The sequence below is a fragment of the Marinicauda pacifica genome (assembly GCF_004793635.1).
GTDB lineage: Bacteria > Pseudomonadota > Alphaproteobacteria > Caulobacterales > Maricaulaceae > Marinicauda > Marinicauda pacifica.
In genome coordinates this window covers 280,449-303,744 of record NZ_SRXV01000001.1, presented here as the reverse complement: position 1 = coordinate 303,744, position 23,296 = coordinate 280,449, and the positions used below count along the sequence as shown (strand labels likewise).

Genomic DNA, 23,296 nt, shown 5'->3' with positions numbered 1-23,296 from the left:
CCAACTTAGCGGCTCCATGCCAAGCTCAATTGCAGAGCTTTCGACAGATTGGGGCGCAGAAACTGTGACAATGCAAGCCAGTTCGGATATAGTTCGCGTATGACGAGGCCTATGATTCAACCGCCAACCGATGTGAAGCTGATCCGGTGTTGCTCCATCTGGCGGGCGCTGGAGGATGTCGGCGACGTGCCGACCATGCTCATCCTTGAGGCTTTCTGGCTCGGGGAGCGCCGATTCGACGGCTTTCAGAAGCGTACCGGCCTGTTGAAGGCCCTGCTCAGCCAGCGGTTGAAGCAGATGGTCGCCTCCGGACTTTTCGAAAAGCGCAAATATTCCGATCGTCCGCCGCGCTACGAATACGTGATGACGGAAAAAGGCCGCGATTTGTACTGGGTCGCACTGGCCATGCTGCGCTGGGAACAGCGCTGGGGCTCGGCCAGCGCCAAATTCCGGGTTCGCCTGACCCACACTGCGTGCGGCACGAAAGATATCGAACCCACGCCCTACAGCCTATCGAGCGACATGGCGTTCACGGCCCGCGATGTCGCCTGGCAGCACGGGCCGGGGATGGGCTGGGTGACGCCGCGCCACAGCCGACGGCGCAAGCAGCGCGGCGAGACCGCGCCGGGCTCGGACAACAACCTGCTGGATGTCATCCTGCAAGTGCTCGGCGATCGCTGGGCGTCGCTGATCCTGCGCTCCATCTTCACCGGTTTCCGGCGCTACGACGAGATTCAGAAAGACGCGGCGATCGCGACGAATATCCTGGCCGACCGTCTGCAATGGCTCATCGACATGGGGCTGATCCACAAGCGGCTCTATTCGCAGAATCCGCCTCGATACGAATACCGGCTGACGGAGCTGGGCATCGACTATTACCCGGTCCTGGTCATGCTGATGGCCTGGGGCGATCGCTGGTATCTGACACCGGAGGGGCCGCCCCTGCTGCTGCTGAACCGGCATACCGGCAAGCCGCTGGAGCCGGCGATGGTCTGTTCAGCGTGTGAGAAACCGCTGATGCCCACAGATGTACAATACTCCATCGTGCCGGCCCGGAAGATGGCAGCGGACGCCGCTTCCGCATAGACTTTCATAAACAAACTTACTAGCGTTCTTCCGAGTCAATTCGGGAGGGACGTGATGTCTGATGCATCGAAGGACCGTGTGGTCCTGGTAACCGGAGCCGGAAAAGGGCTGGGCCGAGCGTTCGCGCTGGCCGCCGCTGCGTCCGGTGCACGGGTCGTGGTCAATAACCGCCAGCGCGAGGGCGCGGCTGACAGTGCCGGCGCGGTGGCCGAAGAGATCAAGGCGGCCGGGGGCGAAGCGATTGCCGAGCGAAGCGACATCGCTGCGCCGGGTGCCGCCGAGGCCATGGTGGCGGCGGCGAAATCCGCGTTCGGCCGCCTCGACGCCCTCATCCTCAATGCCGGTATCCGCGGAGATGCGCTGCGCTTCGAGAAGACGCCGCGCGACGCCTTCGACGAGATCATGACGGTGAACTTCACCGCGCAGGTCGACCTGGTACGCGCGGCCCTGCCCGAGCTGAACGCGGGCGGCGCAGGACGCCTGGTCTTCGTGTCATCCTCGGCCGGGATGTACGGGATTGGCGGCTTCAGCCCTTACAGCGCCTCCAAGGGCGCCGTTCGAGCCTTCGCCGGAGCGCTCGCCCACGAACACCGCCACGGTCCGCTGCGCGTGAACGTGCTGGCGCCTTACGCGACGACCCGCATGACCGAACATGCCTTGACCGGCGAGCTGGGCGATACCTTCCGTCCGGAGGGCTGCGCGCCGCTGGCGGCGTGGCTGGCCGATGCCCGCTGCGAGCGTCATGGCGAACTATGGGTGGCGGGCGGCGGCTATATCCGGCGCGCCTCGATGATGGAGGGCGCGGGCGGGCTGATCCCCGATCCGATAACCGGCGATGCGGACCTGGACGCCGCAGCGTCGCTGGATGGAGCGCAGGATTTCGGCGACGGAGAGGCCTCCTTCCGCGACCTGGCCGAACGCCTGATGCGGGCGGGGGGGACACGATGACCCTTCTCGTCAACCTGATCAGCGCCTACGCGCTGGTCATGGCATGCGTTATCGCGCTGTGGTTCCTCAGCATGCGAATCCGTAATGTCAGCATCATCGACATGTTCTGGGGCGCCGGATTCGGGCTGATCTCGATCCTGCTGCTGCTCATCAACCGGCCAGGGACACTCTATCCCCTGCTGATCGCGGCCATGCCGCTGATCTGGTCGTTGCGCTACACCGCTTTCATCTTCCAGCGTAACTGGGGCAAGGGCGAAGATGCGCGCTACACCAAGCTGAGAAGCTGGGCGGAGACCGACGCGGCCTTCAACAAGCTGGCGCTGAAAAAAGTCTTCCTGCTGCAAGGCCATATCATGGTGATCGTGGCCCTGCCCGTGATCGTGGCGCTCTCGCTGAGCGGTCCGCCCGCCCTGCCGGTCCTGATGTGGATCGGGGCCGCGATCTGGCTCACCGGTGTGCTCGTCGAGGCGACTGCGGACCGGCAGCTGAAAGCCTTCCGCGCCGACCCTGAAAAGCGCGGCCAGATTCTCGATACCGGGCTGTGGCGCTACAGCCGGCATCCCAATTACTTCGGCGACGCCGTGATGTGGTGGGGCGTCTTCATCGCCGCCAGCGCCAATCCGCTCGCGCTGCCGACTGTGGTGGGGCCGATCTTGATGACACACTTCCTCATCAACGTGACGGGCGTGGCCACGCTGGACAAGAAGATGGCGCGCGAAAAGCCGGGCTATGCCGATTACATGGCGCGCACCAGCGGCTTCGTGCCGTGGCCGCCCAAAGCAAAAGCGGCGCCCCGGTAATACCGGAGCGCCGCCTCGCGCATCCCCCCAGCCTGGAGGAATTTGCGGGTATCAGGCCGCGATGTCGTCGCCGGGAGCCCAGGTGCCGTGGAAGCCGGCCGGCACACGCTGGGGCAGCTTGACCCGGGCCAGCGGAGCGGCATCGAAATCCTTGGCATCCAGGATCAGCGCTTCGGACTTCCCGGTCGCACTGTCGGTCACGAAGGTGATGACATAGCCATCGTCCTCGTCCTTGGCCCCAACGCGCGGCGCGAAGGCCGGCTCCGAGCCGTAAACGCCCTCGGCAAAGCGATGGTCGGTGCCCTGCCCGGTCTCCAGATCGTATTTCACGAGACCGTCGAAGACCTGCGTGTCTGTGTTGGGAATGGTGACGTTGTAGGAATAGCGGCTCTTGCGGCCCATATGATCCAGGCTGACGACCGGGAATTCGGTGCGCCGGTCATCGAGCTGTTCGACCTTCACCTCGCCGGTCTTCATGTTGAACGACCAGCGGTGCAGCACCGCCTGCAGGGCCAGCACCGCGGCCATCGGCGCGTAAGGGCCGAACTCGGCGTTCGGGGCCAGGCCGTTGGGCACCATCTTGCAGGCGTAGAAGACGATCTCGTCGCCCTCCTCCCACGCGTTGATCCCGTGATAGATGTAGCAGGGCTCGGTCTCGAACCATTTCACGTCGCCCGTGCCGTCGCGGCGCACGACGCCGAAGCGGGCGGGCAGATTCTTCGGCTGGTGAATCTGCCACATCTTGTTGCGCAGACCGGCCTCGGTGAACACGACCGGCAGATCCATCAGGATCATGTAATTCTCGGTGATCGCCATGTCGTGCGGCAGGCGCGGACCGGGCAGCTCGATCTCCTTGAACCAGGACAGCTCGTTATCCTTCGAGACCACGCCGGCCGACATGACCGGGTTGTACAGATCGTAGTCGAAGAACAGAAACTCGCCCGTGACCGGGTCGACCTTGGAGTGGGCCGAAACATTCTTGGGCAGCGCTCCGGAGAAGGTTTCGGTCCCGATGGTTTCCAGCGTGCGCGGATCGAGGCGCACCGGTTGGCCGCTGATATACCAGAGCGCCATCAGCGACCCGTTGTGGAGAACCACGTCGGTGTTCGCGGTATCCTTGTAGACGGTCGGTGCGCCTTCGGGGCGGCGGGCCGGTTCCAGGATGCCGCCGGCAGTCAGCGTGCCGGCGCGGTCGGCCTCGTGGTCCTGGCTGTGAATATAGCGGTTGCGGTACTCCGCCTTGCCGTTCTCGAAGAAGATGGCATGCAGCATGCCATCGCCATCAAACCAGTGGTGCATGCCTTCCGGGCCATGCATCGGATTGGGCCCGTTGCGCACGTAGGCGCCATACAGGTCGGTCGGGATTTCCCCTTCCACCTCGAGCTCCAGCGCCGTCACCTCGTTGCGCACGGGGGCGTAAATCCCCTTCAGATAGGGGTTGAAGCGGTTGAGCGAGGTCAGCTCGTCGCGTTCGAATTCGGTTTCGATCATGGTCATGGGGGTTACTCCTCCGGTGACGGGTGCAGGGCTTACCCTGCGAGAGCGCGCGCGGCGCTTTGGGTCGGGTGAGCCGGCACGGCGCAGGCCTGCTCGTACTGGGCCGCCAGCTCGTCGACGATTGCGGCCACGGAACGCGCCTCCTTGACCGATCCGACGCCATGGCCAGCCGACCAGACATCGCGCCAGGCCTTCACCTGGTTCTCGCTGTCGGCAAAGTCGGGGCCGCCATCGCGTGCGGCGGCATCCAGCAGGCCCATCTTTTCAAGGCTGGCCTTGAGATAGTGAGCGGGTGCGCCGGTCAGCTTGTCGGACAGGATCAGATCCTCGAACTCGGCGGCGGCCAGCATCTCGCGGTATTCCTCGTCGGCCAGGCTCTCGCGGGCCGCAATGAAATGGGTGCCCATATAGGCAAAGTCGGCGCCCAGAACCTCGGCGGCGCGAATGGCGCGCCCGTTGCCGATCGAGCCGCCCAGCATGACCGGACCGTCGAAGAATTCACGAACGGCGCTGACGAACGCGAAACCGGCCATCGAGCCGGTATGACCGCCTGCGCCGGACGCGACGAGCACCAGCCCGTCCGCGCCCTGCTCGATGGCTTTCCTTGCGAAACCGACCGAGTTGACGTCGGCAAACACCAGCCCGCCATAGGCATGCACGGTGTCGACCACGCGGCGCGGACCGCCCAGCGCGGTGATGACCACGTCCGGCTTGTAGCGCGCAACCAGAGCCAGCTCTTCGTCGAAGCGGCCATAGGTGGAATGGGTCAGCATGTTCGCGGCAAAGGGCGCTCGCGGTCCGTCCCCGGCGCAGGTCTCGCGCAGCCAGCCCTCCAGCACGTCGATCGTGCGTGCATTGGGGAAGGGAAAGGACGCCATCAGGCCGGCTTCGCGCGCGGCTTGGACCAGCGCAGGCCCCGAAACCAGGAACATCGGGGCGACAACAGCCGGAAGACGCATGCGCGACTTCAGCTCGGACGCGGTAACTCGATTGGCCAAAAGCACACCCTTCTCTCAATCACTTTCATAACCATACTGGCTATGAGGCAATCATGCAAGACGGGGGTGGAGCTCGGTTCCGGGATCCGGGCCGGGGTCCGGGCCAGGATGGCTACCGCGTTGGGTGATTTCGCGTTTCTGCGTCGAAAGATTTCACGCGCACGGCGCCGGGCCGCTCGATTTGAACTCGCGGTTGTGCCCGCTTATGATCTTCGCGAAACTGCCAGGACACGACGATGAACATTGATTACTGGAAATGGATCGGCGGCAGTTGCCTTTATGCCCGCATTCCCGCGGAGCCCGAGATCAAGGACCAGCTTGAGCCGGTTATCGAACTTCTGGAACTGGCCAAATCGCAAGAGCTGGATGGACTGGCGTTCGATTTCGACCACGCCGGAACACCCATGAAGCGCGGCGAAGATCTCTGGCAGATCGACCAGATCATGGCACATGCCATGAATTCCAGCCTCAAGGTTTTCGCGATCATCGACCGGTCGCAGCGCAATGCCTGGTGGCTCGACCTGGTTTCGGAACTCGAGAAGTCCGGACTTGAAGCGCGCCTCTTCTACGATCCGCAACTTGCCCGCGAGTGGGTCGAAACCCGGTTCAACAGCTAGCGGCGGCGCGCGTCACTCGGCAGGCACGGACGAGCGCAAAGACACCAGACGCCTGACCGGCCGGATCGACAGCGCGAGCACGAGGGCCGCGGCCACAAGCGCGATCGTGACGCCCCACGCGCTGGCAGGCAGGACAGGATGCACCGCCAGCTTCGCACCGGCAGCAGCGACCAGGATCGCAGCGGTCAGCCCTCGCAACACCCGGGACAAGGCGAACGCGTCAAAGGCAATCGCCAGCACGAAGGCGCCTGCCAGCGCCGCCGCGAAGACAAGAGCCGGTGCAACCGGCAGCATCACCGATCCAAGTGCGGCGGCGGCAAAGCCCAGCCCTGTCCCCCAGACGGTCGCCGTCCAGACGCGGGCCCAGCGCGGCGCCGGCCGGCCCTTGTCGGCACGCCGGGTGAGCCAGATCGTCACCCCGCCGACCGCGACCACCGTCGAGGCGAGGCCGAGGAAACCGTAGAGGATCTTCACCGGCATTCCGCCGAACACGCCGAAATGGAGCGGGCCCATAGCCGACAGCGTCTGCTGGCCGGCAGGACCTTTTGCATTGCCCAGAGTGCGAAGGAAGGTGCCGGTCCCGTCGTAGAAATATTCCTCCGCGGCAACCAGGTCGTCGGGTGTCTCGATCTGCACGCCGACCAGCTGGCCCTCTTCGCCAGGGTGCTCAAGCGAGACAAACCGGACCGCCTGGCCGTCGCCGCGCGCTCTCGCATCGGCGATGATGGCCTCCATATCCGGCAGGTCGGCCGCCGGTGTCCCCTCGCCGGCTTGCGGACCGAGGACCGCTTCGATAGCCGCGGCCTGGTCGCCATCATAGGCGGCAAAGGCCAGGATCGCGACGATCAGGAAAGACAGGCCGAGAAAGGCACCGGTAAAGGAGATGACGAGGTGGAAGGGCAGCGCCCAGACGCTGAGCCGGTTGTGCAGATCGGCTTCCTGAAGCCGCTTCGACCCGCCCCAGCGCAACGAGAACGCATCGCGGAAGATACGCGGGTGGGACAGGAGTCCAGAGATGACGAGGGAGAGCATGGCCACCCCCATCAGACCGACTAGCCAGCGCCCCCAGGGGCCGGGCAGGTGCAGATCGTCGTGAAGATGAACCAGGAATCCGGCCAGCGGCGCATGTTCACGCAATACGAGCTCACCGGTGGCCGGGTCGGCGAACCATTGCTCATACCCTCCGTCATCGGCGTAGAAACGGGCGCGCAGCCAGGGCCCGCCCAACTCCGGCGCCCAGACCGAGAGCGAATGGATCGGGCCTTGGGCCTTCGAGTAGACGTCAATCTCGCGCATGGCATTGGCCAGCGCCGCATCGGAGACCTCGCCTTCCACGCGCGGCGCGCCGGGCTGTTCCCATTGCCGGATCTCCGACTTGAACACGACGATCGTGCCGGAAATGCAGACCAGGTAGAGCAGCGCCGCGAAGGCCAGCCCCAGCGCTGAATGGCCGGCGAGCATCGCCTTGACGAAACCGGATGAAATCCTGGGCCAGCGCGACATGACGTCTCCTCAGACAGCAGAAAAGGCAAAACCGGCGGCGCCCACAGCGATCAGGATCAGGCCGGGGCGCACGATACGGTCGTCGGCGAGCGTCCAGGCCATCCCGGCCGCCCACCCCAGCGGAACCAGCGAACCGCCCAGCACCAGCCTGTCCGCTTCGCCAAGCGGAGCGTGCACGGCGACAGCCAGACCCACGCCGATCGCCGCGCCGCCCGAAAGCGGACCGGCCAGCAGCACCCGGACGACGCCGCGCCACCAGCGCGAGGTGCGCTCGGAGGGTTCGGCCGCGGAGACTTCACGCTCGCGCACCCGCTCCGGCCGGCGCTGAAAGCCGAGCAGCACCGCTGCGATGGCCGCCAGGGAGATGGCGACGCCAGCCAGCGCGAGGCCGCGTTCAGCGCCACTCAGGACGGCGGCGAGACCGATGCCGGTAAGAATCGCTGCCCACCCGAGCACCGTCCAGTGACGCCCCGCCTCCCTGCGCTGAAGCAGAGCGCGGCGCAGGGCCATGGTGCCCACAGCCATCAGAGCCACGCAGGCGAGAAAGGCGATGGCGTCAGTAGTCGACATCGAGCCGGATTCCGAGAACGCGCGGCGCGCCGGGGCGGGCAAATCCGCTCGTTGTGTTGCGGTCGTAAGTGTATTCCTCGTCCAGCGCGTTGCGGACGTAGCCGATCAGCGCGACCTGGTCCCAGCGCCAGCCGGCCTGGAGATCGACCAGGAGGCGGGCGTCATTCTCCCCGGCCGGGTCGTTCTCCACATCGCGGTAGCTCGACCCTGTATAATTGGCGGACACAGAGCCGTAGGCGCCCGTCATCGCGCCATACTCCAGCGCGAGCGAGCCGGTCCATTCCGGCGCGTAGATGAAGCGGTTGCCCGCCACATTGACGAAGTCGCCGAGCGTGCTGTCGAAGACCTGGTAGTCGACAAACTCGGTATGGGCGTACCCCAGCGCGGAGCGAATGCGCCAGAGATCGCTGAACGCATAGTCGCCCTGCAGCTCAACGCCCCAGATTTCGGACTCGCCGGCATTGTCGGTGATGAAGATGTCGGTGACGTTGGGCGCCGCGGGCTGGCTGATCTGCTGATCGGTCCAGTCGGCGTAGTAGACGCTTGCCGCCCATTGCAGCGCGCCCCCGGCCCCCAGCCCCTTCAGGCCGGCTTCGTAATTGGTCATGAATTCCGGGTCGAACACGTTTGTCTCGCCGGTCACGGCGTTCAGCTCGCCGCCGCCCGCACGATAGGCGCGGCTGACCACGAAGGAGGCGTTGATATCCGGGGTCAGGGCATACTGCACGCCGGCCTTGGGCAGCCAGGCATCGTAGCTGGCCTCCACCCTGCTGGAGACCTCTCCCTCGAACTGCCGCAGGAATTCCAGACCCGGCGGAAGCTCGGAGATCAGCCGTGTCACGGCATCCGCGGCAAAGCTGGATTCCTCCTCATCATAGCGCAGCCCCGCCAGCAGCGTGAGCCGGTCGGTGATGGCGTACTCGGCATCGACGAAGAGCGCGCGGTTTTCCAGATCGAGCGCGGTGTCGCTGATCCGCTCGGCGAAAATATTGTTGGGCAGGCGCGGATCGAGAATGCTGACCGGCGTTATGAAGGCATCCACATAGGTTTCGCGGCCGTCATAGTAATAGCCCCCGGCCGACATGTTCAGGGCGCCGCGTGAGACGTTGAACCGGACCTCCTGGCTCATGGAATCGTCCTCACCCGAGCGGTCGAGTTCGGCGATCGGCTGGATGGTGACGTCGAAATCCTCGGTGCGCACATAGTCGGACTGGTTGGCGGTGGTTATCGAGACCAGCTCGAGCCCGTCGGCGATATCGATCGTCACGCGTCCGGAATGGATGAACCCTTCCGAGCCTTCGCGCCGGGGCGTGTTGTAGGCGACCTCACGTTCGAACACCTCGTCGTCCGTGAAGCCGATCACGCCATCGTCGCCCCGATAGCCCTCGAAATAATTGCTGGTCAGCAGCACTTGCGCGCGCGGGCCGGGCTGGAAGAGGAGCTTGCCACGAACCGTGGTGAGCTCACGCGCGTCTGCGGGCTCGTCCAGGAAGGTGTTGGTGATGAAGCCGTCGCTTTCCTGGTGCGACGCGGAAATACGAAAGGCCAGCACGTCCTCCACCAGACCGCCACCACCGGCCACGGCAAGCTGCGAGGTGCCATATTCGGCGATGGAGGCGCGAGCGCGGGCGCTGTATTCGAACTCGGGATCGCGGGTTCTGGCGTAGATCGCGCCGGCCAGCGTATTGCGTCCGAAATTGGTCGATTGCGGGCCGCGATAAACCTCGATCTGCTCCAGGTCCCAAACGTCCAGCGGACCGGCGAAGGTCTGCCGGTTCGTCAGGGCCGCATCATCGACGTAGACCGTCAGGGCGAGATTGGACGTGCCGGACGCGGCCGCGCCGCGCTGGTCGATGCCGCGGATCACGAAGCCTCGCTGGCCCACCGAAGACGCGACGTTGGGGAGCCGCTCGATCACGTCATAAACGTCGATTACCGGCTGACGCTCGAGCACTTCGGGACCGACCACCGAGACGCTTTCATCCACCTCGATGAATCGGTTCTCGATCTTCTGGCCGAGCACGACAATGCGGTCCATCGAGGCGCCGCGCTCCGGGGCCGCATCCGGTGCAGCCTCCTGCGCCTTAGCGGCGCCGGCAAGGAACACCGCGCTCGCGCATCCCGCCAACAACCCTGCCCGCATCGTCATATCCGCCCCCTCGATTCAAGCAAATGAGAATAAGTCGCACTCCTATATTGCGAGGCATTCTCATTTGCAAGGGGCGGAATCCGGCGCGCCTCATTCGCCGCGGGAACGATATGTTCGCGGCAGAGACGACCGACCTGTCGACATCAGCGGTCGGTGGTGGTGGGCGGGACGGGGGATGTAAGGGAGGGCCGTTCGGTGATTCAATCCGCCATCGCGAAGCGTTGCCGGCAGACGGGACAGGCCGGGCGTGCCTGTTGACCTGCTCAGCCCTGGCTGCTGTCCGTGCCGGTCAGCAAGCGCTGGTAGCTGTCCACGAGGGCGAGATAGGGCGGCACGTGCGTATTCTGCAGACCCGCAGGCGTATTGACCGCTATCTTGACCTCAAAGTGCAAGTGAATCGTGGTGGCGTTGCCGCCAAACTCGTTCGACACCAGACCGAGGCGGTCGCCGCGACTGACCACGTCACCGGGTTCGACCACCAGGCTGTCGCTGTCCAGATGGAGATAGGTGAAGCGAAGCCCGTCATCGCTCATCAAGCGGACCGAGTAGCTTCCCACAGAGGTGATGGTTCCGTCCGCCGCGGCCACGGCCCAATGCGAGGCATCCGCGCAGCTCGCCGGCCGGATGTCCTGGCCCTGATGGCCGGTCCCCGCCGGGCAGAGCGGGGTCGAATGCCCGCGCGTTTCACAGAAATTATCCCGCCAGGCATAGGCATAATTCTCGCCGTCGCATTGCCCGCCCTCCGGTCCGTGAAAGCCGCCGTGGCCGTAGACCTGCGAGTTGGCATAAGCTTGGCCAAGCTCCATCGGAAACCGCATGGCCGGCGCATAGTTGATCTGCTGGGTGAGCCCTGTGCCGCTGTCCGGGAGCAGCTCGCCCGGCGGCATGAAGGCGAAGGCGTCACCGCTCTCATCGACGACTTCCGGCTCCGGTCCGGGTTCCGCCTCGTCGTCCGCCTGGGGCGGGACGTCGTCCGCGCCGTCAGGTTGCGGTTCGCCGTCGGCCGGCAGTTCGGGTCCGGACGCCTCGTCCGGCATGTCGACGGGGTCCGAGGCATCGAGCCCCTCCCCAGCGGGCCACCAGACCATGGCTGCAATGCCGGCAGCGGCGACGACGACAGCGAGACCCAATTCAGCAGGACGCGACATCATTGAGCCCCCTGTGTGCCGCGCGAACCCGGCAGGATCTGGAGCGACTGCATCAGCTGGTCGCCGTAGCCGGGCGCGGTACAGCGCGGGTCACGCATAGGATCGGCACACTCCACCGTGATCGAATAGGCAACGCCATAGCGGTTGAACGAGACCTCCCGCCCGTACTCGGTGCGTTCGGAACGGTAGCCTTCGGCCCCGCTGCCGACGAGACGCCGGGCGGCCTGCGGATTAAACGGTTCGCTGTGAGCCAGGCGGGTGCAGAAGACCTCGATCGTGACACCCTCGCCCATGGCGACCAGGGTGTAGAAATCACCCCGTGGAAAGATCAGCACGTTCGGCTCGCTGGAAAAGCCCAATCCGCGATAGGTCGGCACCAGGATCGGCACTTCCATGCCGTCCAGATCACCCGGTCGCAGATTGCGCGGCCGGGGGAAGGCCTGGGTCTGCTGCGCCACGGCGACGGCCCTTACAGGCTGGCGCCGGGCTGCCTCTTCGCGGGCATCCGCTCGAACTTCATCCCAGACCACAACCGACTGGATCGGCCGGTCCGGTGTCGGCGCGCGATCAGGTTGCTGGACGATTGCGGCCTGCTGCACCGGCTGAACTGACCGGGTCTGTGCGCTCGCGGATGCGGCGACCGCCAGGCACAGCGTCATCGCTGCAGCCAAAGTCCTAAAGCAGAAGCGCCGGGCCATCATTTTTCTCCCCAGCGGAGATTATAATATATGCATTCTACCTGCAAATGATGTTGTTATGACTGCACCAACACATTGGGACGACATGGCAAAGCATGCGTGACCGCCAGCGATGCCCGAGCAGCTCGAGCACCAGGCTGGAGCAGGAACGGCCGCGCAGACGCAATTCGCAAGTCTGATGCTTGCCGTTTCGGGTAGACCGGGAAGGGGATATGAGCGCGCGTAGAACAGCGCAGAACCAGGGCCGGAAAGCGGTTCAGAATGACACCCGGAAATCGGTGCTAAGTATATGGCGCGCCGGGGAGGAGTCGAACCCCCGACCCCCAGATTCGTAGTCTGGTGCTCTATCCAGCTGAGCTACCGGCGCCTGTCCGTCCAGGCCCGCTTGGGTCCTGAACAGGGCGCGGAACCTACACAGCACTTCTTGATGTGGCAAGCGGGCTATATGCGGTTTGTGCAGGTCATTGCGCAGCGTGGATTCAGCAGGCTGGCGGGAAGTATTTTCGGGGCCGGTGGAACGCTTCACCCGGCCGTACGTTCGTACTGCGTTCGAGGTTTATATCAGGAGGATAACCATGCCCCGTATCGCAGCCCTGCTTGCCAGTCTCTTCATGCTCGCCGGTATCACCGCCTGCAACACCGTTGAAGGTGCCGGCGAAGACGTCCAGGAAGCCGGTGAAGCCATCGAAGACGCCGGCAACTAGGCCCGGGCGTCTCTTCCATGAAAAAGCCCCGCCGGTATCCGGCGGGGCTTTTTTTATAAGTACCGGAGGCCGGGCCTAGTTCGGCTCGCTCGGCGAATCCGGTTCGCCTTCGCCCTGAAGCTCGTCGCCGGCGTCTTCAAGCGCCTGCTCGGCATTGTCGACCATTTCGTCGACTTCCTCGCCGGCGCGTTCGAAGGTGCCGTCTTCCTCGGTGGCTTCCTCGATCGACTCGCCGATTTCCTCGGCAGCATCACGCAGGTCTTCACCCGCCTGCTCGAGTTCTTCCTCGGCTGCGGTTTCGTCCTCACCGCAAGCCGCCAGCGCGAGCGATCCGGTCAGTGCCGCGAGAATTGCAAAGCGTGAAATCATGTGTCCCTAACTCCTGTCCAAACTGCTCCGACTCCCCCCGCCCCAAGCGGGAGTCTTGCGTGCAGTGTCATAATTCATATCACAGCCGCCCGGTGAGACCAGTACGAACCTTGCCGTTCTGTAAGGTTCGCCGCTACCGGCCCGCCGACGCGAACACAGCGCGCGCGACCGCCCGGGTCAGTGTGTCGGCGCACAGCGCGCCCAACCGGGCAAGCGTGACCATTTCGGGATCGGCCAGCACCTTGTCCCCGGTCGAGACGGCAAAAACCACATCGCCGTCAAATGGCGTGTGAACCGGGCGGATGGCACGCGCCAGCCCGTCCTGGGCCATCACGGCGAGGCGGCGCGCCTGATCGCGCGTCAGCGCCGCATCGGTCGCCACGATCGCAATGGTGGTGTTCTCGCGCGCACCGGGATTGAGCTTGGCCGCGCCCCAGTCCTCCGCGCCGAACCGGTGGCCGTGCGGGGGGCGCACACCGCCGAACTCGTCCCCGATCTCGAAAGGGTTAGCCCAGAAGGCGTCGCTGCCAGGAATGCGGACCGAGCCGAAACTGTTCACGCAGACGAGGGCGCCGACCGTGTAGCCGTCAGACGTCATGGCGCTCGCCGATCCAGTGCCGCCCGGATCGGTGCCGGCCATGGCCCCGAAGCCGGCTCCGGCCCGGCCAAGCTCGACCGGCCGGTCCGACGCGGCCTTCAGCGCTTGAAGGCCGAGCGCGCGATAAGGCGGGGTTTCTCCCCAGGCCTTGTCGCCGCCATTGGCCAGATCGTAGAGAATGGCGGCCGGCACGATCGGCGAGCGCGGAACCCCAGGCGTATCCATCAGCGCAAAACCGCGCCCGGCCGCGCCGAGCCCGGCGCAGACGCCATCCGCGGCCGCCAAGCCATAGACCGACCCGCCCGCCAGCACGATGGCATCGACCTGGCCCACCAGCCCGCCGGGCGCGAGCGCATCGGTTTCACGCGTTCCCGGCCCGCCTCCGCGCACGTCGACCGCTGCGGTCATGGCGCGTTCGGCCACCATCACCGTGACCCCGGTACGCGCGGTTTCATCGACAGACTGGCCGACGGTCACACCCGCAATATCGGTGAGATCGTTATGCGTGCCGGTTTTGATCATCTCCGGGCCTTTCTCATGGTTCCGAGCACGCTATGGTGCGGCTTCATACGTGAACCGCAAGGGCGAACCCGATGTCGAGACTGTCTGTATTCCTGAGCCTGCCCGCCCTTGCGCTGGTCAGCGCCTGCAACTTCGCCGGCGAGGACGCTGTTTCCCCGCCAGAGAACGCCCGTACCGGCAACCAGGCCCAGCGCGAGGCCATGGTAGCCGCTGCCCATCCGCTGGCCGTCGAAGCCGGGCTGGAAGCCTTGCGCGATGGCGGTCATGCGGTGGACGCCGCGATTGCCGTGCAGAGTGTTCTGGGCCTGGTCGAGCCGCAAAGCTCCGGCATCGGCGGGGGTGCGTTCATGGTCTATTACGACGCGAGCGACCGCGCCCTGACCGTCTATGACGGGCGCGAGACCGCGCCGGCCCAGATCGACGAGACGCTGTTTCTGGACGATGAGGGCGATCCGCTCTCCTTCATGGAAGCCTGGCAGTCGGGCCGGTCCACCGGCGTTCCGGGCGTGATCGCCATGCTGGCCATGGCGCACGACGACCACGGAACACGCGCCTGGGCTGACGGCTTCACCTATGCGGCCCATCTGGCGGAAGAAGGATTCGCCGTTGCGCCGCGCCTCCACCAGATCGCCTCGCGCGTGGCCGAAGTCACCCAGATCGACGAGCGCCAGCCCAGCGCGCGCTATCTCTTCGATGAGAATGGCGACGCGCTTGCCGTCAGCCAGGTGGTGACCAATCCGGCCTATGCGGACACCCTGCGCGCCATCGGCGAGGACTGGCGCAATTTCTACACTGGCGAGATCGCCCAGGGCATTGTGGACGCTGCCTCCGAACGCCCCCTGCCCGGCTATCTGACGATGGAGGACCTGGCCGGCTACGAGCCGCTGCGCCGCGAGGCGTTGTGCACGCCCTATCGCGAGCTGCAGATCTGTGGAGCGCCGCCGCCCGCGTCCGGCGGGGTCGCCGTCGGCGCGATCATGGGGATGCTGGAAAACTTCGAGATGAGTGCTTTCGGGCCGGAAAGCGCCACGGGCTGGCACCTCTTCATCGAGGCCAGCCGCCTGGCCTATGCGGATCGCGACCGGTATGTCGGCGATCCTGCCTATGCCGACGTCCCGGTCGAGGGCCTGCTGGACGAGGCCTACCTCAACGCGCGCGCCGACGCGATCGCGCTGAACCAGGCAATAGCGAGCGCCGAGGCCGGCACGCCGCCCGGCGCTCCGCAAGCGGCAGTGGACGGTTCCGACGATGCGCCCGGGACCAGCCATTTCGTGATCGTGGATGCGCAGGGCAATGCGATCTCGATGACGACCACGGTGGAAAGTCCTTTCGGCAATAATCGCATGACCCAGGGCGGGTTCTTCCTGAACAACCAGCTGACCGACTTCGCGTTCGAGCCGCGCGACGAGGACGGACGGCTGCGGGCCAACGCCGCCGCGCCGGGAAAGCGCCCACGCTCGTCCATGTCGCCGACCATCGTGCTGACGCCGGATAACGAGTTTGTCCTGGCCACCGGATCGCCGGGCGGCAACTCCATCATCGCCTACACGGCCAAGTCGCTGGTGGGCATGCTGGACTGGGATCTTTCCCCCGATGCCGCAGCTGCGCTTTCAAATGTCGTTGCGCGCGGCGATGTGGTGAGCATCGAGGCTGGGTTCGAGGGGTCGAAGATCGAGACGCTGCGCGAGTTCGGACATGAGGTCCGCGGCGGTCAGGGTGAAACCTCCGGCATCCACATCGTACGCCAGACCGAGGACGGGCTGGTGGGCGGCGCCGACCCGCGACGGGACGGCACGGTCCGGGGGCTGGGCGAGGACTAGACCCTAGCCGCTTGCGCCCCGCCGGAGCGCCAGTTCAAATACGCTGCCGCTGTCATTCGAGCGCGCGAGTGAGACGTCGCCGCCCAAGGCCCGCGCGAGTTCGCGGGCAATCGACAGGCCGAGACCGGTCCCGCCCGACGAGCCGGTGACGGAGAAAGGCTGGAACAGGGTCTCGCGCACCCGGGCCGGGATGCCCGGGCCGATGTCGTGGATTTCGGTGACCACGCGGCCATCTTCCTCGCGCGCGCTGACCCGCAGGCAGGCGTCGGGCTGGGAGTCCATCGCCTGGAGGCTGTTTCGGAACAGGTTCAGAAAGATGCGGTGAAGATGATCGGGATCGGCGCTCACCCGGATGTCGGCGGCGATCGTGTTGCGCCAATCGACCGGGCCGAGCGCGGCAAACGCATCTCCGGCCGCATCGTCGGCGGCATCGCGCAGGCACACCTCGACCGGCTCGGCCTCGCGTTCTCTCGAACGGCCGTATTCCAGCGTTTCGGTACACAGGCGCACGCCGCGATCAATGGCGCGCACCAGGCGCGCGCCCATCGCCGCGACACGCGCATCGCTGTTAGCGGCGAGCCGGTCCGAAATCAGCTGGGCCGAGGACAGGACATTGCGCAAATCGTGATTGATCTTGGCCACCGCTCCGCCTAGCGCCGCCAGGTGCTCGCGCTGCCGGAAGGCCATCTGCACATCGGCCTGCATGGCCGCCAGCGCCCGTTCGGAGTCTCCGATCTCGTCGCTTCGCGCCGACGCGATATAGTTGCGCGCCGGATCGGCCGGGTCTTCTTGAAAGGCGGTCATGGCCCGTGCCAAGCGGCGCATGGGCCGCACCAGCAGGTAGAGAAGCGAGACATAGATCAGGCTGCCCGTGACCAGCGAGATGAAGATGGAGAGGCCCGCGATGCGCAGGGAGAAGGCGATGAGCGCCTCGCGCAGGGGTTCTTCGCGCACGATGACGGAGATGCGCTCGTCGGGCCGGGTTTCTGGCATCGCCCAGATATTGATGAAACGCCCCCTGGGGGCGAGCAGCGTGGCGCAGGCGGCGCGGATGCTTTCGAACAAAGACGTGTCGGTCAGGTCGGCGCGCACCAGCTCGCCTTGCACGTCACCGCCCAGGACCAGTTCGTTGACGCCGCCATAGACCCGGCCCACGGCGACAACGTCCGCGCCGTCGAGCAATTCCATGACCATGTCCTCACTCGGCATGGCCCCGGCGGCATTTTCTGCGGCAATGGCTGCCAGGTGGGCAGACTGGGCCCGGTCCTGAAGCCATTCGGTACGGAATGCGGCGGCGCTGGGCAGGAAGATGAGGATTTCGGCCAGCAGAACGAAGCCGACCGTCAGGCCCAGCAACTTGCCCGGCAGCGAGGTCGCCGCACGGCGCACGGCCGACAGCGCAGCGCGCGAACGCTGCACGGTGCCGATCCGGACTGGTGGAGGCCGCGAATCCATCATTGCCCCTAATGTAGGAGGCGCTAGTGGAAGCGCGAGAGGAGCCCCGCCCACATTTTTGCCCAGCGACCGAAAACGACCGGCTGGAAGTGCGCATTGGCGGCGTGCTTCCAGATCTCGCCGCGGGTCGGATAGGGGGCGATTGCCTCGGTCAGATCGCGAACCTTGCCGCCCTTGTGCACCGTGAGGGACACGATCTGCAGCAAGTCGTCCGCGCGCTCGCCAACGATGGATGCCCCCAGCACCTTGCCGCCCTTGCCCAGGATCAGCTTGACGCCGCCGGTCTCCAGTCCCTCGGCGATGGCCCGGTCATTGTCGTCAAAGGCGGCGCTGGCCACCGAGATGTCATCACCGTGACGCTCCCGGGCACCCGCTTCGGTCAGACCGATCTGGGCCAGGGGCGGATCGGTATAGACTGCCGCCGGGATCGCGGCCGAGGATTGCTTGGTGGGCAGGCCGAAATACAGATTGCGAACGATCACCGAGCCATGCCAGCCGGCGAGATGGGTCAACGCGCCCTTGCCCGCTATGTCGCCGGCAGCAAAGACCCGCGGATTGCCTGTCTTGAGCTTGTCGTCGCAGACGAGCCCGGCTTCGTCGGTCTCGATCCCCGCCGCCTCCAGGCCCAGACCGTCAAATACGGGCTCCCGCCCGATCGCCACGAGAAGATGACTGCCGGTCACACGGCGCCCATCGTCCAACGTCACGGAAACATCCGTGGCGGTGCCGTCGACGCGCGCTGCCTTTGAGCCCTCGGTCAGGTCGACGCCATCGTTGATCAGCGCCTCTCGCACTCGTCCGGCATGATCTGCATCCATACGGCCCAGAAGGCGGTCGGCCTCGATGATGGTGACCTCGGCCCCCAGCCGGCGAAACGCCTGGCCGAGCTCGCATCCGATCGGCCCGCCGCCCAGAATGACAAGACGATCGGGGCGCGTCTCAAGGTCCCAGATATTGGCGTTGGTCAGGTAGTCGACCCGATCCAGCCCGTCGATCGGGGGGATGCGGGCGCGGGTGCCGGTTGCAAGGACGAAGCGCTTGGCGACGACCTCGCGGGTCTCGGAGCGCACCGTGCGCTCATCCACGAAGCTGGCATGTTCGCGAATGACGGTGACCCCCAGAGCCTCGAACCGCTCCTGGGAGTCGTTGGGGTGAATGGCATCAATGGCACGCTGGATGTGTGCACGGACCTTCGCAAAATCGATTTCCGGCTCGCTGGCACAGACACCCATGCGCGCGCCCGTGCGCACCGCGTACGCGTGATGGGCTGCCGTCAGGAGCGCTTTAGAGGGCACGCAGCCATAATTCAGGCAATCGCCGCCCATCTCCCCCTTTTCGAACAACACGACCTTTCGGCCCAGCTGGGCGGCACCGCTCGCCACGGTGAGGCCGGCCGAACCGGCGCCGATCACACACAGATCGGCCTTGATGCGGATTACGGTCATTTATTCGCTTTCCTTGGCAGTGTCCTCGCCTGGAACGCCGCCGCGCACGCGCTTGAGGACGATCGGGATGAGCGACAGGACGATCAGGCCGCCTATCGCGAGGAGAATGGGCAGTGTGATCAAGTCGGAGAGGCCCGGTGTCTCTTCGGCGGCGAGCTGCTCGAGCGCACGCGCGCCGCCCGCGCCGAAACTGGCATAGACGAAGGCCGCCGGGATCATGCCGATGAGGCTGCCCAGAACATAGGCACGCAGCGGGATGGAAATGAGCGCCAGCGCCACGTTCAGCACGAAGAAGGGCATGATGGGAATCAGGCGCAGGACGATCACGTAACTCAGCGCATCTTCCTGCATTCCGGCGCGCAGCTTTTCGATCCGGCCCTTGAACTTGTCGCGCGCCCAGTCTGCCAGCGCGTAGCGCGTTATCAGGAAGATCAGAGTCGCGCCGGTCGTGGCGCCAAGGATCGCCACCCCGGTGCCGAACCACGGCCCGAACAGGAAGCCCGCGCCAATCGTGAACCAGAGCGCGCCCGGCACCGAGACCGACACGGCCAGGGCGTAGAAGACGAGATAGGCCAGCATCATCAGCCAGAAATGGTCATCGACCGTCTGATCGAGGCCAGAGATGAAAGCCGCGATCTGCTCGCGCCCCTCCGCGCTCCAGATGCCGGACAGGTAGGCCACGCCAAAACCGACTGCGATGAGAATTAACGGCAGAAGACGGCGCAGGAGCGAGGTCTTCTTCGGCGAGGTCTCGCCCGCTTCGGTCATGAAATTTCCTTCGGATTGCCGCTTGGGACGATGTATACGCGATCAGAGCAGGTTTTGGATGTGACGCTTCCTCGCCACGCCGTCACGAGTGTGTGATCGCATGCTGCGCCGGACGCCAGCAAAACCTGCGGTCCGCCTTGACATCGTTCAGGCTGGCCCGTATCACCCGCGCCTCGCTTTTGCATGCGCCAGGTCCTGTGGCCCGGCGCACTCCTTGAAGGAGAGACTTCCGTGAAACGCACGTTTCAACCGTCCAATCTCGTCCGCAAGCGCCGCCACGGCTTCCGTTCGCGCATGGCGACCAAGGCAGGCCGTCAGGTCATCGCGCGTCGCCGTTCGAAGGGCCGCAAGCGTCTGAGCGCCTAACGGCGTTCCGGGACAGATTGCTACATTACCCAGATCGCGCCGCCCGTCTGAAGACGCGGCGCGATTTTTTACGTTTGCGTCACGGCGACAAGGCCGCGCGCCGGGGTGTCGTGGTCCAGGCCATGGTGCGTAGCGGCGATGACGACGGCCCGCCGCGCGCCGGATTCACCGCGACGAAGAAGATCGGCAACGCGGTCGTGCGCAACCGTGCCAAACGCCGCCTGCGCGAGGCCGCCCGGCTGTTACTGCCCGAATACGGCCAGCCTGGAACCGACTATGTCTTCATTGCGCGGGCCGCGACACCGGAGCGCGCGTGGCAGCACTTGCTTGACGATACGAGAAGCGCGCTGATAACCCTCGCGCCACCCCGTGACGCGGGCGCAGACGAGACGCCTGGCAATCGGGCCATCCAGTCTTAGTAAAAAGAGGAACGGGCCGCCCATGGGCGATAATCGCAACATGATCCTCGCCGTGGTGATCGCGATCGCCATCATCTTCGGCTACCAGTTCCTCATCCTGCAGCCGATCCAGGAACGCCGGGAGGCGCAAGAGGCCGCCCAGGTGGAACGCGAAACCGGCGCCGATGCCGGGAGCCCGAGCGGAGAGGCGCCCTCTGCCACATCCGCCTCCGGCGCACCCAGCGTGAACTCGATCGCGCCCGGCCCGACCGGTGTGATGGTGCCGCGCGACGAGGCCTTGAGCCGGACGCAGCGCATCGAGATCCGCACGCCGGCCCTGCACGGATCGATCAACCTGGCCGGCGCCCGGCTGGATGACCTGGAATTGCTGCGCTACGACGCGACTGTGGACAGCCCCGAGCCGGTCACCCTGTTCAGCCCGGAGGGCGCGGAAGGCGCCTATTACGCGATCAGTGGCTGGTCGGGCGCCGGCGGCGCGCCGGAGAACCTGCCCGGCCCGAATACGGTCTGGACCCAGACCGGCGGCGATATCCTGACGCCGGACAGCCCGGTCACACTGGAATACCGGACCGGCGGGCTCGTCTTCGAACGCACGATCTCAGTCGATGGCGACTACATGTTCACGCTCGAAGACAGCGTCACGAACGAAGGCGGCGACGCGGTCGGCCTGGCCCGCTACGGCCTTGTCCGGCGTCATGGCCTGCCCGGCGACCTGCAGAATTTCTTCATCCTGCACGAGGGCCCGGTCGGCGTGGTCGACGCGCGCTTCTTCGACCGCAAATACGGCAAGATGGAAGACGAACGCCTGCTCCAGCGTTCGGGCACTGGCGGCTGGATGGGCATCGCGGACAAATACTGGCTGGCGGCGGTCGCGCCCGAAGGCGACCCGCAGGTCAATGCCGAGTTCCGCGTGCGCGGCGAAGACAACAATCTGCGATTTGAATCCAACTATATCCGGTCCGCAGAAACGATCGCGCCGGGACAGACCCTGTCCAGCACCGCCTTTGTCTATGGCGGCTCGAAGGATTCCGGGATCCTCACGCGCTATCAGGACGAATACTCCATCGAACGCTTCGACATGGCGATCGACTGGGGGATGTTCTGGTTCATGACCCGCCCCTTCTTCTTCATCCTCGACCAGCTGACCGATATCCTCGGCAATTTCGGGCTGGCCATCATGGCCCTGGTCGTCGGACTGAAGATTCTGCTCTTCCCGCTGAACAACAAGGCGTTCGCCTCGATGGCGAAGATGCGGGCCGTGACGCCGAAAATGCAGGAAATCCGCGAGCGCTTCGCATCCGACAAACAGCGCCAGCAGCAGGAAATGATGGAGCTGTACAAGCGCGAGAAGATCAATCCGGTCGCTGGCTGCATCCCGATCCTGCCGCAGATTCCGATCTTCTTCGCGCTCTACAAGACCGTCTTCATCTCGCTCGACGCGCGGCACGCCAACTTCCTCTATATCCGCGACATGTCGTCCCCGGATCCGACGACGCTCTGGAATCTGTTCGGCCTATTGCCCTACGACCCGTCCGGCCTGCCCGTCATAGGCTCGACCCTGGCCATCGGCATCCTGCCCATCGCGATGGGCCTGACGATGTGGGCGCAGCAGGCGATGAACCCGCCCCCGCCCGATCCGATGCAGCGCAAGATTTTCGCCTTCCTGCCGATCGTCTTCACGATCATCATGGCGCCCTTCGCTGCAGCGCTGATCATCTACTGGACCTGGAACAACTTCCTGACGATCCTTCAGCAATACGTGATCATGCGCCGCCACGGCACCGAGCCCGAGCTTGAGAAGCAGGCCAAGCGTGCGGTTGCGCGGTTGCGCGGGAAGCCCGTTTCTCCAGAGCTGAAGTCGCACGATACGGTCGGCTCGACGCCGGAAGAGAAAGCGGCCGTGGTGACCGACCAGGTGCTGGAGTCCGGCCCGGAAAACGCCGGCGGCGCGGGTAGCGAGACCAAGGACCTGAACCGGCCACTGGAAAGCGCTCCGGAGTCCCCGCTGGTAGGCACCGACGAGAAGGAGAGCTCAGACCAGCCGGAAGAGACACCCGCCACGCCTGCGACAACCGGCGGCAATCGCACGCGCTCCAACCCGGCCGCGAAGAAGAAGCGCAGCCCCGCGCGCAAGAAGCCGGGAGGCCGACGCTGACCGGTTCCGACACCGAGCGCGACGAACACGAGGCGGCACGTCTTGAAGCGGGGCGCATGCTGTTCGCGCGTGAATGCAACTTCATGCTCGGCGCGGTGTCCATGGATACCCTGCCAGAAGCCGGCTTGCCCGAAATCGCATTTGCCGGGCGCTCGAATGTCGGCAAGTCCTCGCTCGTCAACGCGTTGACGGGGCGCAAGACTCTGGCGCGCACGTCCGGCGACCCCGGCCGCACGCGGGAGCTGAACTTCTTCGACCTGGGCGGCCAGATCCGCCTGGTCGACCTGCCCGGCTACGGGTTTGCCAAGGCGCCCAAAGACGTCTCGGCGCGCTGGACCCGTCTGACCCGGGATTATCTGCGCGGCCGGGTCAATCTGAAGCGCATCTTCCTCCTGATCGATGCCCGGCACGGACTGAAACCCAGCGACGAATCGGTGATGAGCGATCTGGATAACGCGGCGGTCGTGTATCAGATTACGCTGACCAAGCTGGACAAGCTGAAGCCAGCCGAACAAAAAACGATTGTCGAGCAGACGATGGCCCGCATTGCGCGCCGGCCCGCCGCCTTCCCCAAGGTCGCGGCCACGTCATCTGCCAAGAAGATCGGGCTGGACGATCTGCGTGCCGACATCGCGGATCTGGCAGCCTCCTGATTGCAGGA

The 23,296-nt window shown here is 65.4% G+C and carries 22 protein-coding genes and 1 tRNA gene; 10 read left to right on the top strand and 13 right to left on the bottom strand.

Translation table 11 applies throughout. The features are described from left to right. Positions 1–111: 111 nt before the first annotated feature. Genes E5162_RS01575 through E5162_RS01565 form a run of 3 tightly spaced genes read left to right on the top strand, consistent with a single transcriptional unit; the run spans position 112 to position 2,834 of the window. Positions 112–1,086, top strand: coding sequence for a winged helix-turn-helix transcriptional regulator (locus E5162_RS01575; RefSeq protein WP_135943199.1), 975 nt, complete (start codon positions 112–114; stop codon positions 1,084–1,086). A 54-nt stretch (positions 1,087–1,140) separates the two neighbouring features. After that, the gene (locus E5162_RS01570) at positions 1,141–2,034 is read left to right on the top strand and encodes an SDR family NAD(P)-dependent oxidoreductase (protein WP_135943198.1); all 894 of its coding nucleotides are present in this window, start codon (positions 1,141–1,143) and stop codon (positions 2,032–2,034) included. Continuing rightward, positions 2,031–2,834: a DUF1295 domain-containing protein gene (locus tag E5162_RS01565; RefSeq protein WP_158291156.1), complete on the top strand. Its 804-nt coding sequence runs from the start codon at positions 2,031–2,033 to the stop codon at positions 2,832–2,834. Before E5162_RS01570 ends, E5162_RS01565 begins: the two co-directional genes overlap by 4 nt. 51 nt (positions 2,835–2,885) lie before the next feature. Here the strand turns inward: E5162_RS01565 and E5162_RS01560 are convergent, their stop codons facing one another. Continuing rightward, entirely contained in the window at positions 2,886–4,331 is a 1,446-nt protein-coding gene (locus E5162_RS01560; RefSeq protein WP_174234978.1) for a carotenoid oxygenase family protein, read from the bottom strand. Positions 4,332–4,363: 32 nt separating this feature from the next. Next, complete coding sequence (locus E5162_RS01555; RefSeq protein ID WP_206751021.1) at positions 4,364–5,335, bottom strand: NAD(P)H-dependent flavin oxidoreductase; 972 nt, start codon at positions 5,333–5,335, stop codon at positions 4,364–4,366. Between the two features lie 230 nt (positions 5,336–5,565). Between E5162_RS01555 and E5162_RS01550 the strand changes: the two genes are divergently transcribed. Next, positions 5,566–5,946: a hypothetical protein gene (locus E5162_RS01550; RefSeq protein WP_135943195.1), complete on the top strand. Its 381-nt coding sequence runs from the start codon at positions 5,566–5,568 to the stop codon at positions 5,944–5,946. Between the two features lie 12 nt (positions 5,947–5,958). Here E5162_RS01550 and E5162_RS01545 read toward each other — a convergent pair whose 3' ends face one another. The 6 genes from E5162_RS01545 to E5162_RS01520 all read right to left on the bottom strand — a co-directional run bounded on the left by E5162_RS01545 (position 5,959) and on the right by E5162_RS01520 (position 12,381). Continuing rightward, positions 5,959–7,449: a PepSY-associated TM helix domain-containing protein gene (locus E5162_RS01545; RefSeq protein ID WP_135943194.1), complete on the bottom strand. Its 1,491-nt coding sequence runs from the start codon at positions 7,447–7,449 to the stop codon at positions 5,959–5,961. Positions 7,450–7,458: 9 nt separating this feature from the next. Next, a complete protein-coding gene (locus E5162_RS01540) occupies positions 7,459–8,019 on the bottom strand; it encodes a hypothetical protein (RefSeq protein ID WP_135943193.1) in 561 nt (186 codons plus the stop codon). Then, complete coding sequence (locus E5162_RS01535) at positions 8,006–10,168, bottom strand: TonB-dependent receptor (RefSeq protein WP_135943192.1); 2,163 nt, start codon at positions 10,166–10,168, stop codon at positions 8,006–8,008. The genes E5162_RS01540 and E5162_RS01535 overlap by 14 nt, the downstream gene beginning before the upstream one ends. A 263-nt stretch (positions 10,169–10,431) precedes the next feature. Next, a complete protein-coding gene (locus E5162_RS01530; RefSeq protein WP_135943191.1) occupies positions 10,432–11,319 on the bottom strand; it encodes a M23 family metallopeptidase in 888 nt (295 codons plus the stop codon). Then, positions 11,316–11,975: a hypothetical protein gene (locus tag E5162_RS01525; protein ID WP_158291155.1), complete on the bottom strand. Its 660-nt coding sequence runs from the start codon at positions 11,973–11,975 to the stop codon at positions 11,316–11,318. The genes E5162_RS01530 and E5162_RS01525 overlap by 4 nt, the downstream gene beginning before the upstream one ends. Before the next feature lie 329 nt (positions 11,976–12,304). Continuing rightward, a tRNA-Arg gene (locus tag E5162_RS01520) sits at positions 12,305–12,381 on the bottom strand. Positions 12,382–12,589: 208 nt separating this feature from the next. On the opposite strand from E5162_RS01520, the gene E5162_RS01515 reads away from it, so the two are divergent. Further along, complete coding sequence (locus E5162_RS01515; RefSeq protein ID WP_135943189.1) at positions 12,590–12,718, top strand: entericidin A/B family lipoprotein; 129 nt, start codon at positions 12,590–12,592, stop codon at positions 12,716–12,718. Positions 12,719–12,793: 75 nt separating this feature from the next. Here the strand turns inward: E5162_RS01515 and E5162_RS01510 are convergent, their stop codons facing one another. Both E5162_RS01510 and E5162_RS01505 read right to left on the bottom strand, forming a co-directional pair. Continuing rightward, on the bottom strand, positions 12,794–13,087 hold the full coding sequence (locus E5162_RS01510) for a hypothetical protein (protein WP_135943188.1): 294 nt from the start codon (positions 13,085–13,087) through the stop codon (positions 12,794–12,796). A gap of 133 nt (positions 13,088–13,220) precedes the next feature. Beyond that, complete coding sequence (locus E5162_RS01505) at positions 13,221–14,207, bottom strand: P1 family peptidase (RefSeq protein WP_135943187.1); 987 nt, start codon at positions 14,205–14,207, stop codon at positions 13,221–13,223. 71 nt (positions 14,208–14,278) lie between these two features. On the opposite strand from E5162_RS01505, the gene E5162_RS01500 reads away from it, so the two are divergent. Then, positions 14,279–16,027 carry a gamma-glutamyltransferase family protein gene (locus E5162_RS01500; protein WP_135943186.1) on the top strand — a complete coding sequence of 583 codons (1,749 nt, stop codon included), beginning with the start codon at positions 14,279–14,281 and terminating at the stop codon, positions 16,025–16,027. Between the two features lie 3 nt (positions 16,028–16,030). Here the strand turns inward: E5162_RS01500 and E5162_RS01495 are convergent, their stop codons facing one another. Genes E5162_RS01495 through E5162_RS01485 form a run of 3 tightly spaced genes read right to left on the bottom strand, consistent with a single transcriptional unit; the run spans position 16,031 to position 19,695 of the window. Continuing rightward, positions 16,031–17,446 (bottom strand): ATP-binding protein, encoded by a 1,416-nt coding sequence (locus E5162_RS01495; protein WP_158291154.1) that lies wholly within the window; start codon positions 17,444–17,446, stop codon positions 16,031–16,033. 59 nt (positions 17,447–17,505) lie between these two features. Next, the gene (locus tag E5162_RS01490) at positions 17,506–18,927 is read right to left on the bottom strand and encodes a dihydrolipoyl dehydrogenase family protein (protein WP_135943184.1); all 1,422 of its coding nucleotides are present in this window, start codon (positions 18,925–18,927) and stop codon (positions 17,506–17,508) included. After that, positions 18,928–19,695: a TVP38/TMEM64 family protein gene (locus E5162_RS01485; RefSeq protein ID WP_135943183.1), complete on the bottom strand. Its 768-nt coding sequence runs from the start codon at positions 19,693–19,695 to the stop codon at positions 18,928–18,930. 231 nt (positions 19,696–19,926) lie between these two features. Here E5162_RS01485 and rpmH point away from each other — a divergent pair, with 231 nt between their 5' ends. From rpmH to yihA, 4 genes are read left to right on the top strand one after another with little or no spacing between them, the layout of a single operon-like run. Next, entirely contained in the window at positions 19,927–20,061 is a 135-nt protein-coding gene (gene rpmH / locus E5162_RS01480; protein WP_135943182.1) for a 50S ribosomal protein L34, read from the top strand. 17 nt (positions 20,062–20,078) lie between these two features. Then, complete coding sequence (gene rnpA, locus E5162_RS01475) at positions 20,079–20,480, top strand: ribonuclease P protein component (protein ID WP_206751020.1); 402 nt, start codon at positions 20,079–20,081, stop codon at positions 20,478–20,480. A gap of 22 nt (positions 20,481–20,502) precedes the next feature. Continuing rightward, on the top strand, positions 20,503–22,635 hold the full coding sequence (yidC, locus tag E5162_RS01470) for a membrane protein insertase YidC (RefSeq protein WP_135943181.1): 2,133 nt from the start codon (positions 20,503–20,505) through the stop codon (positions 22,633–22,635). Positions 22,636–22,691: 56 nt separating this feature from the next. Continuing rightward, a complete protein-coding gene (gene yihA, locus E5162_RS01465; RefSeq protein WP_135943180.1) occupies positions 22,692–23,288 on the top strand; it encodes a ribosome biogenesis GTP-binding protein YihA/YsxC in 597 nt (198 codons plus the stop codon). Positions 23,289–23,296 lie beyond the last annotated feature (8 nt).

Coding starts and splice junctions, on each gene's coding strand:
- E5162_RS01575 (WP_135943199.1), top strand. CDS start 112: ATGATTCAACCGCCAACCGATGTGAAGCTGATCCGGTGTTGCTCCATC.
- E5162_RS01570 (WP_135943198.1), top strand. CDS start 1,141: ATGTCTGATGCATCGAAGGACCGTGTGGTCCTGGTAACCGGAGCCGGA.
- E5162_RS01565 (WP_158291156.1), top strand. CDS start 2,031: ATGACCCTTCTCGTCAACCTGATCAGCGCCTACGCGCTGGTCATGGCA.
- E5162_RS01560 (WP_174234978.1), bottom strand. CDS start 4,331: ATGACCATGATCGAAACCGAATTCGAACGCGACGAGCTGACCTCGCTC.
- E5162_RS01550 (WP_135943195.1), top strand. CDS start 5,566: ATGAACATTGATTACTGGAAATGGATCGGCGGCAGTTGCCTTTATGCC.
- E5162_RS01545 (WP_135943194.1), bottom strand. CDS start 7,449: ATGTCGCGCTGGCCCAGGATTTCATCCGGTTTCGTCAAGGCGATGCTC.
- E5162_RS01540 (WP_135943193.1), bottom strand. CDS start 8,019: ATGTCGACTACTGACGCCATCGCCTTTCTCGCCTGCGTGGCTCTGATG.
- E5162_RS01535 (WP_135943192.1), bottom strand. CDS start 10,168: ATGACGATGCGGGCAGGGTTGTTGGCGGGATGCGCGAGCGCGGTGTTC.
- E5162_RS01530 (WP_135943191.1), bottom strand. CDS start 11,319: ATGATGTCGCGTCCTGCTGAATTGGGTCTCGCTGTCGTCGTCGCCGCT.
- E5162_RS01525 (WP_158291155.1), bottom strand. CDS start 11,975: ATGACGCTGTGCCTGGCGGTCGCCGCATCCGCGAGCGCACAGACCCGG.
- E5162_RS01515 (WP_135943189.1), top strand. CDS start 12,590: ATGCCCCGTATCGCAGCCCTGCTTGCCAGTCTCTTCATGCTCGCCGGT.
- E5162_RS01510 (WP_135943188.1), bottom strand. CDS start 13,087: ATGATTTCACGCTTTGCAATTCTCGCGGCACTGACCGGATCGCTCGCG.
- E5162_RS01505 (WP_135943187.1), bottom strand. CDS start 14,207: ATGATCAAAACCGGCACGCATAACGATCTCACCGATATTGCGGGTGTG.
- E5162_RS01500 (WP_135943186.1), top strand. CDS start 14,279: ATGTCGAGACTGTCTGTATTCCTGAGCCTGCCCGCCCTTGCGCTGGTC.
- E5162_RS01490 (WP_135943184.1), bottom strand. CDS start 18,927: ATGACCGTAATCCGCATCAAGGCCGATCTGTGTGTGATCGGCGCCGGT.
- E5162_RS01485 (WP_135943183.1), bottom strand. CDS start 19,695: ATGACCGAAGCGGGCGAGACCTCGCCGAAGAAGACCTCGCTCCTGCGC.
- yidC (WP_135943181.1), top strand. CDS start 20,503: ATGGGCGATAATCGCAACATGATCCTCGCCGTGGTGATCGCGATCGCC.
- yihA (WP_135943180.1), top strand. CDS start 22,692: ATGCTGTTCGCGCGTGAATGCAACTTCATGCTCGGCGCGGTGTCCATG.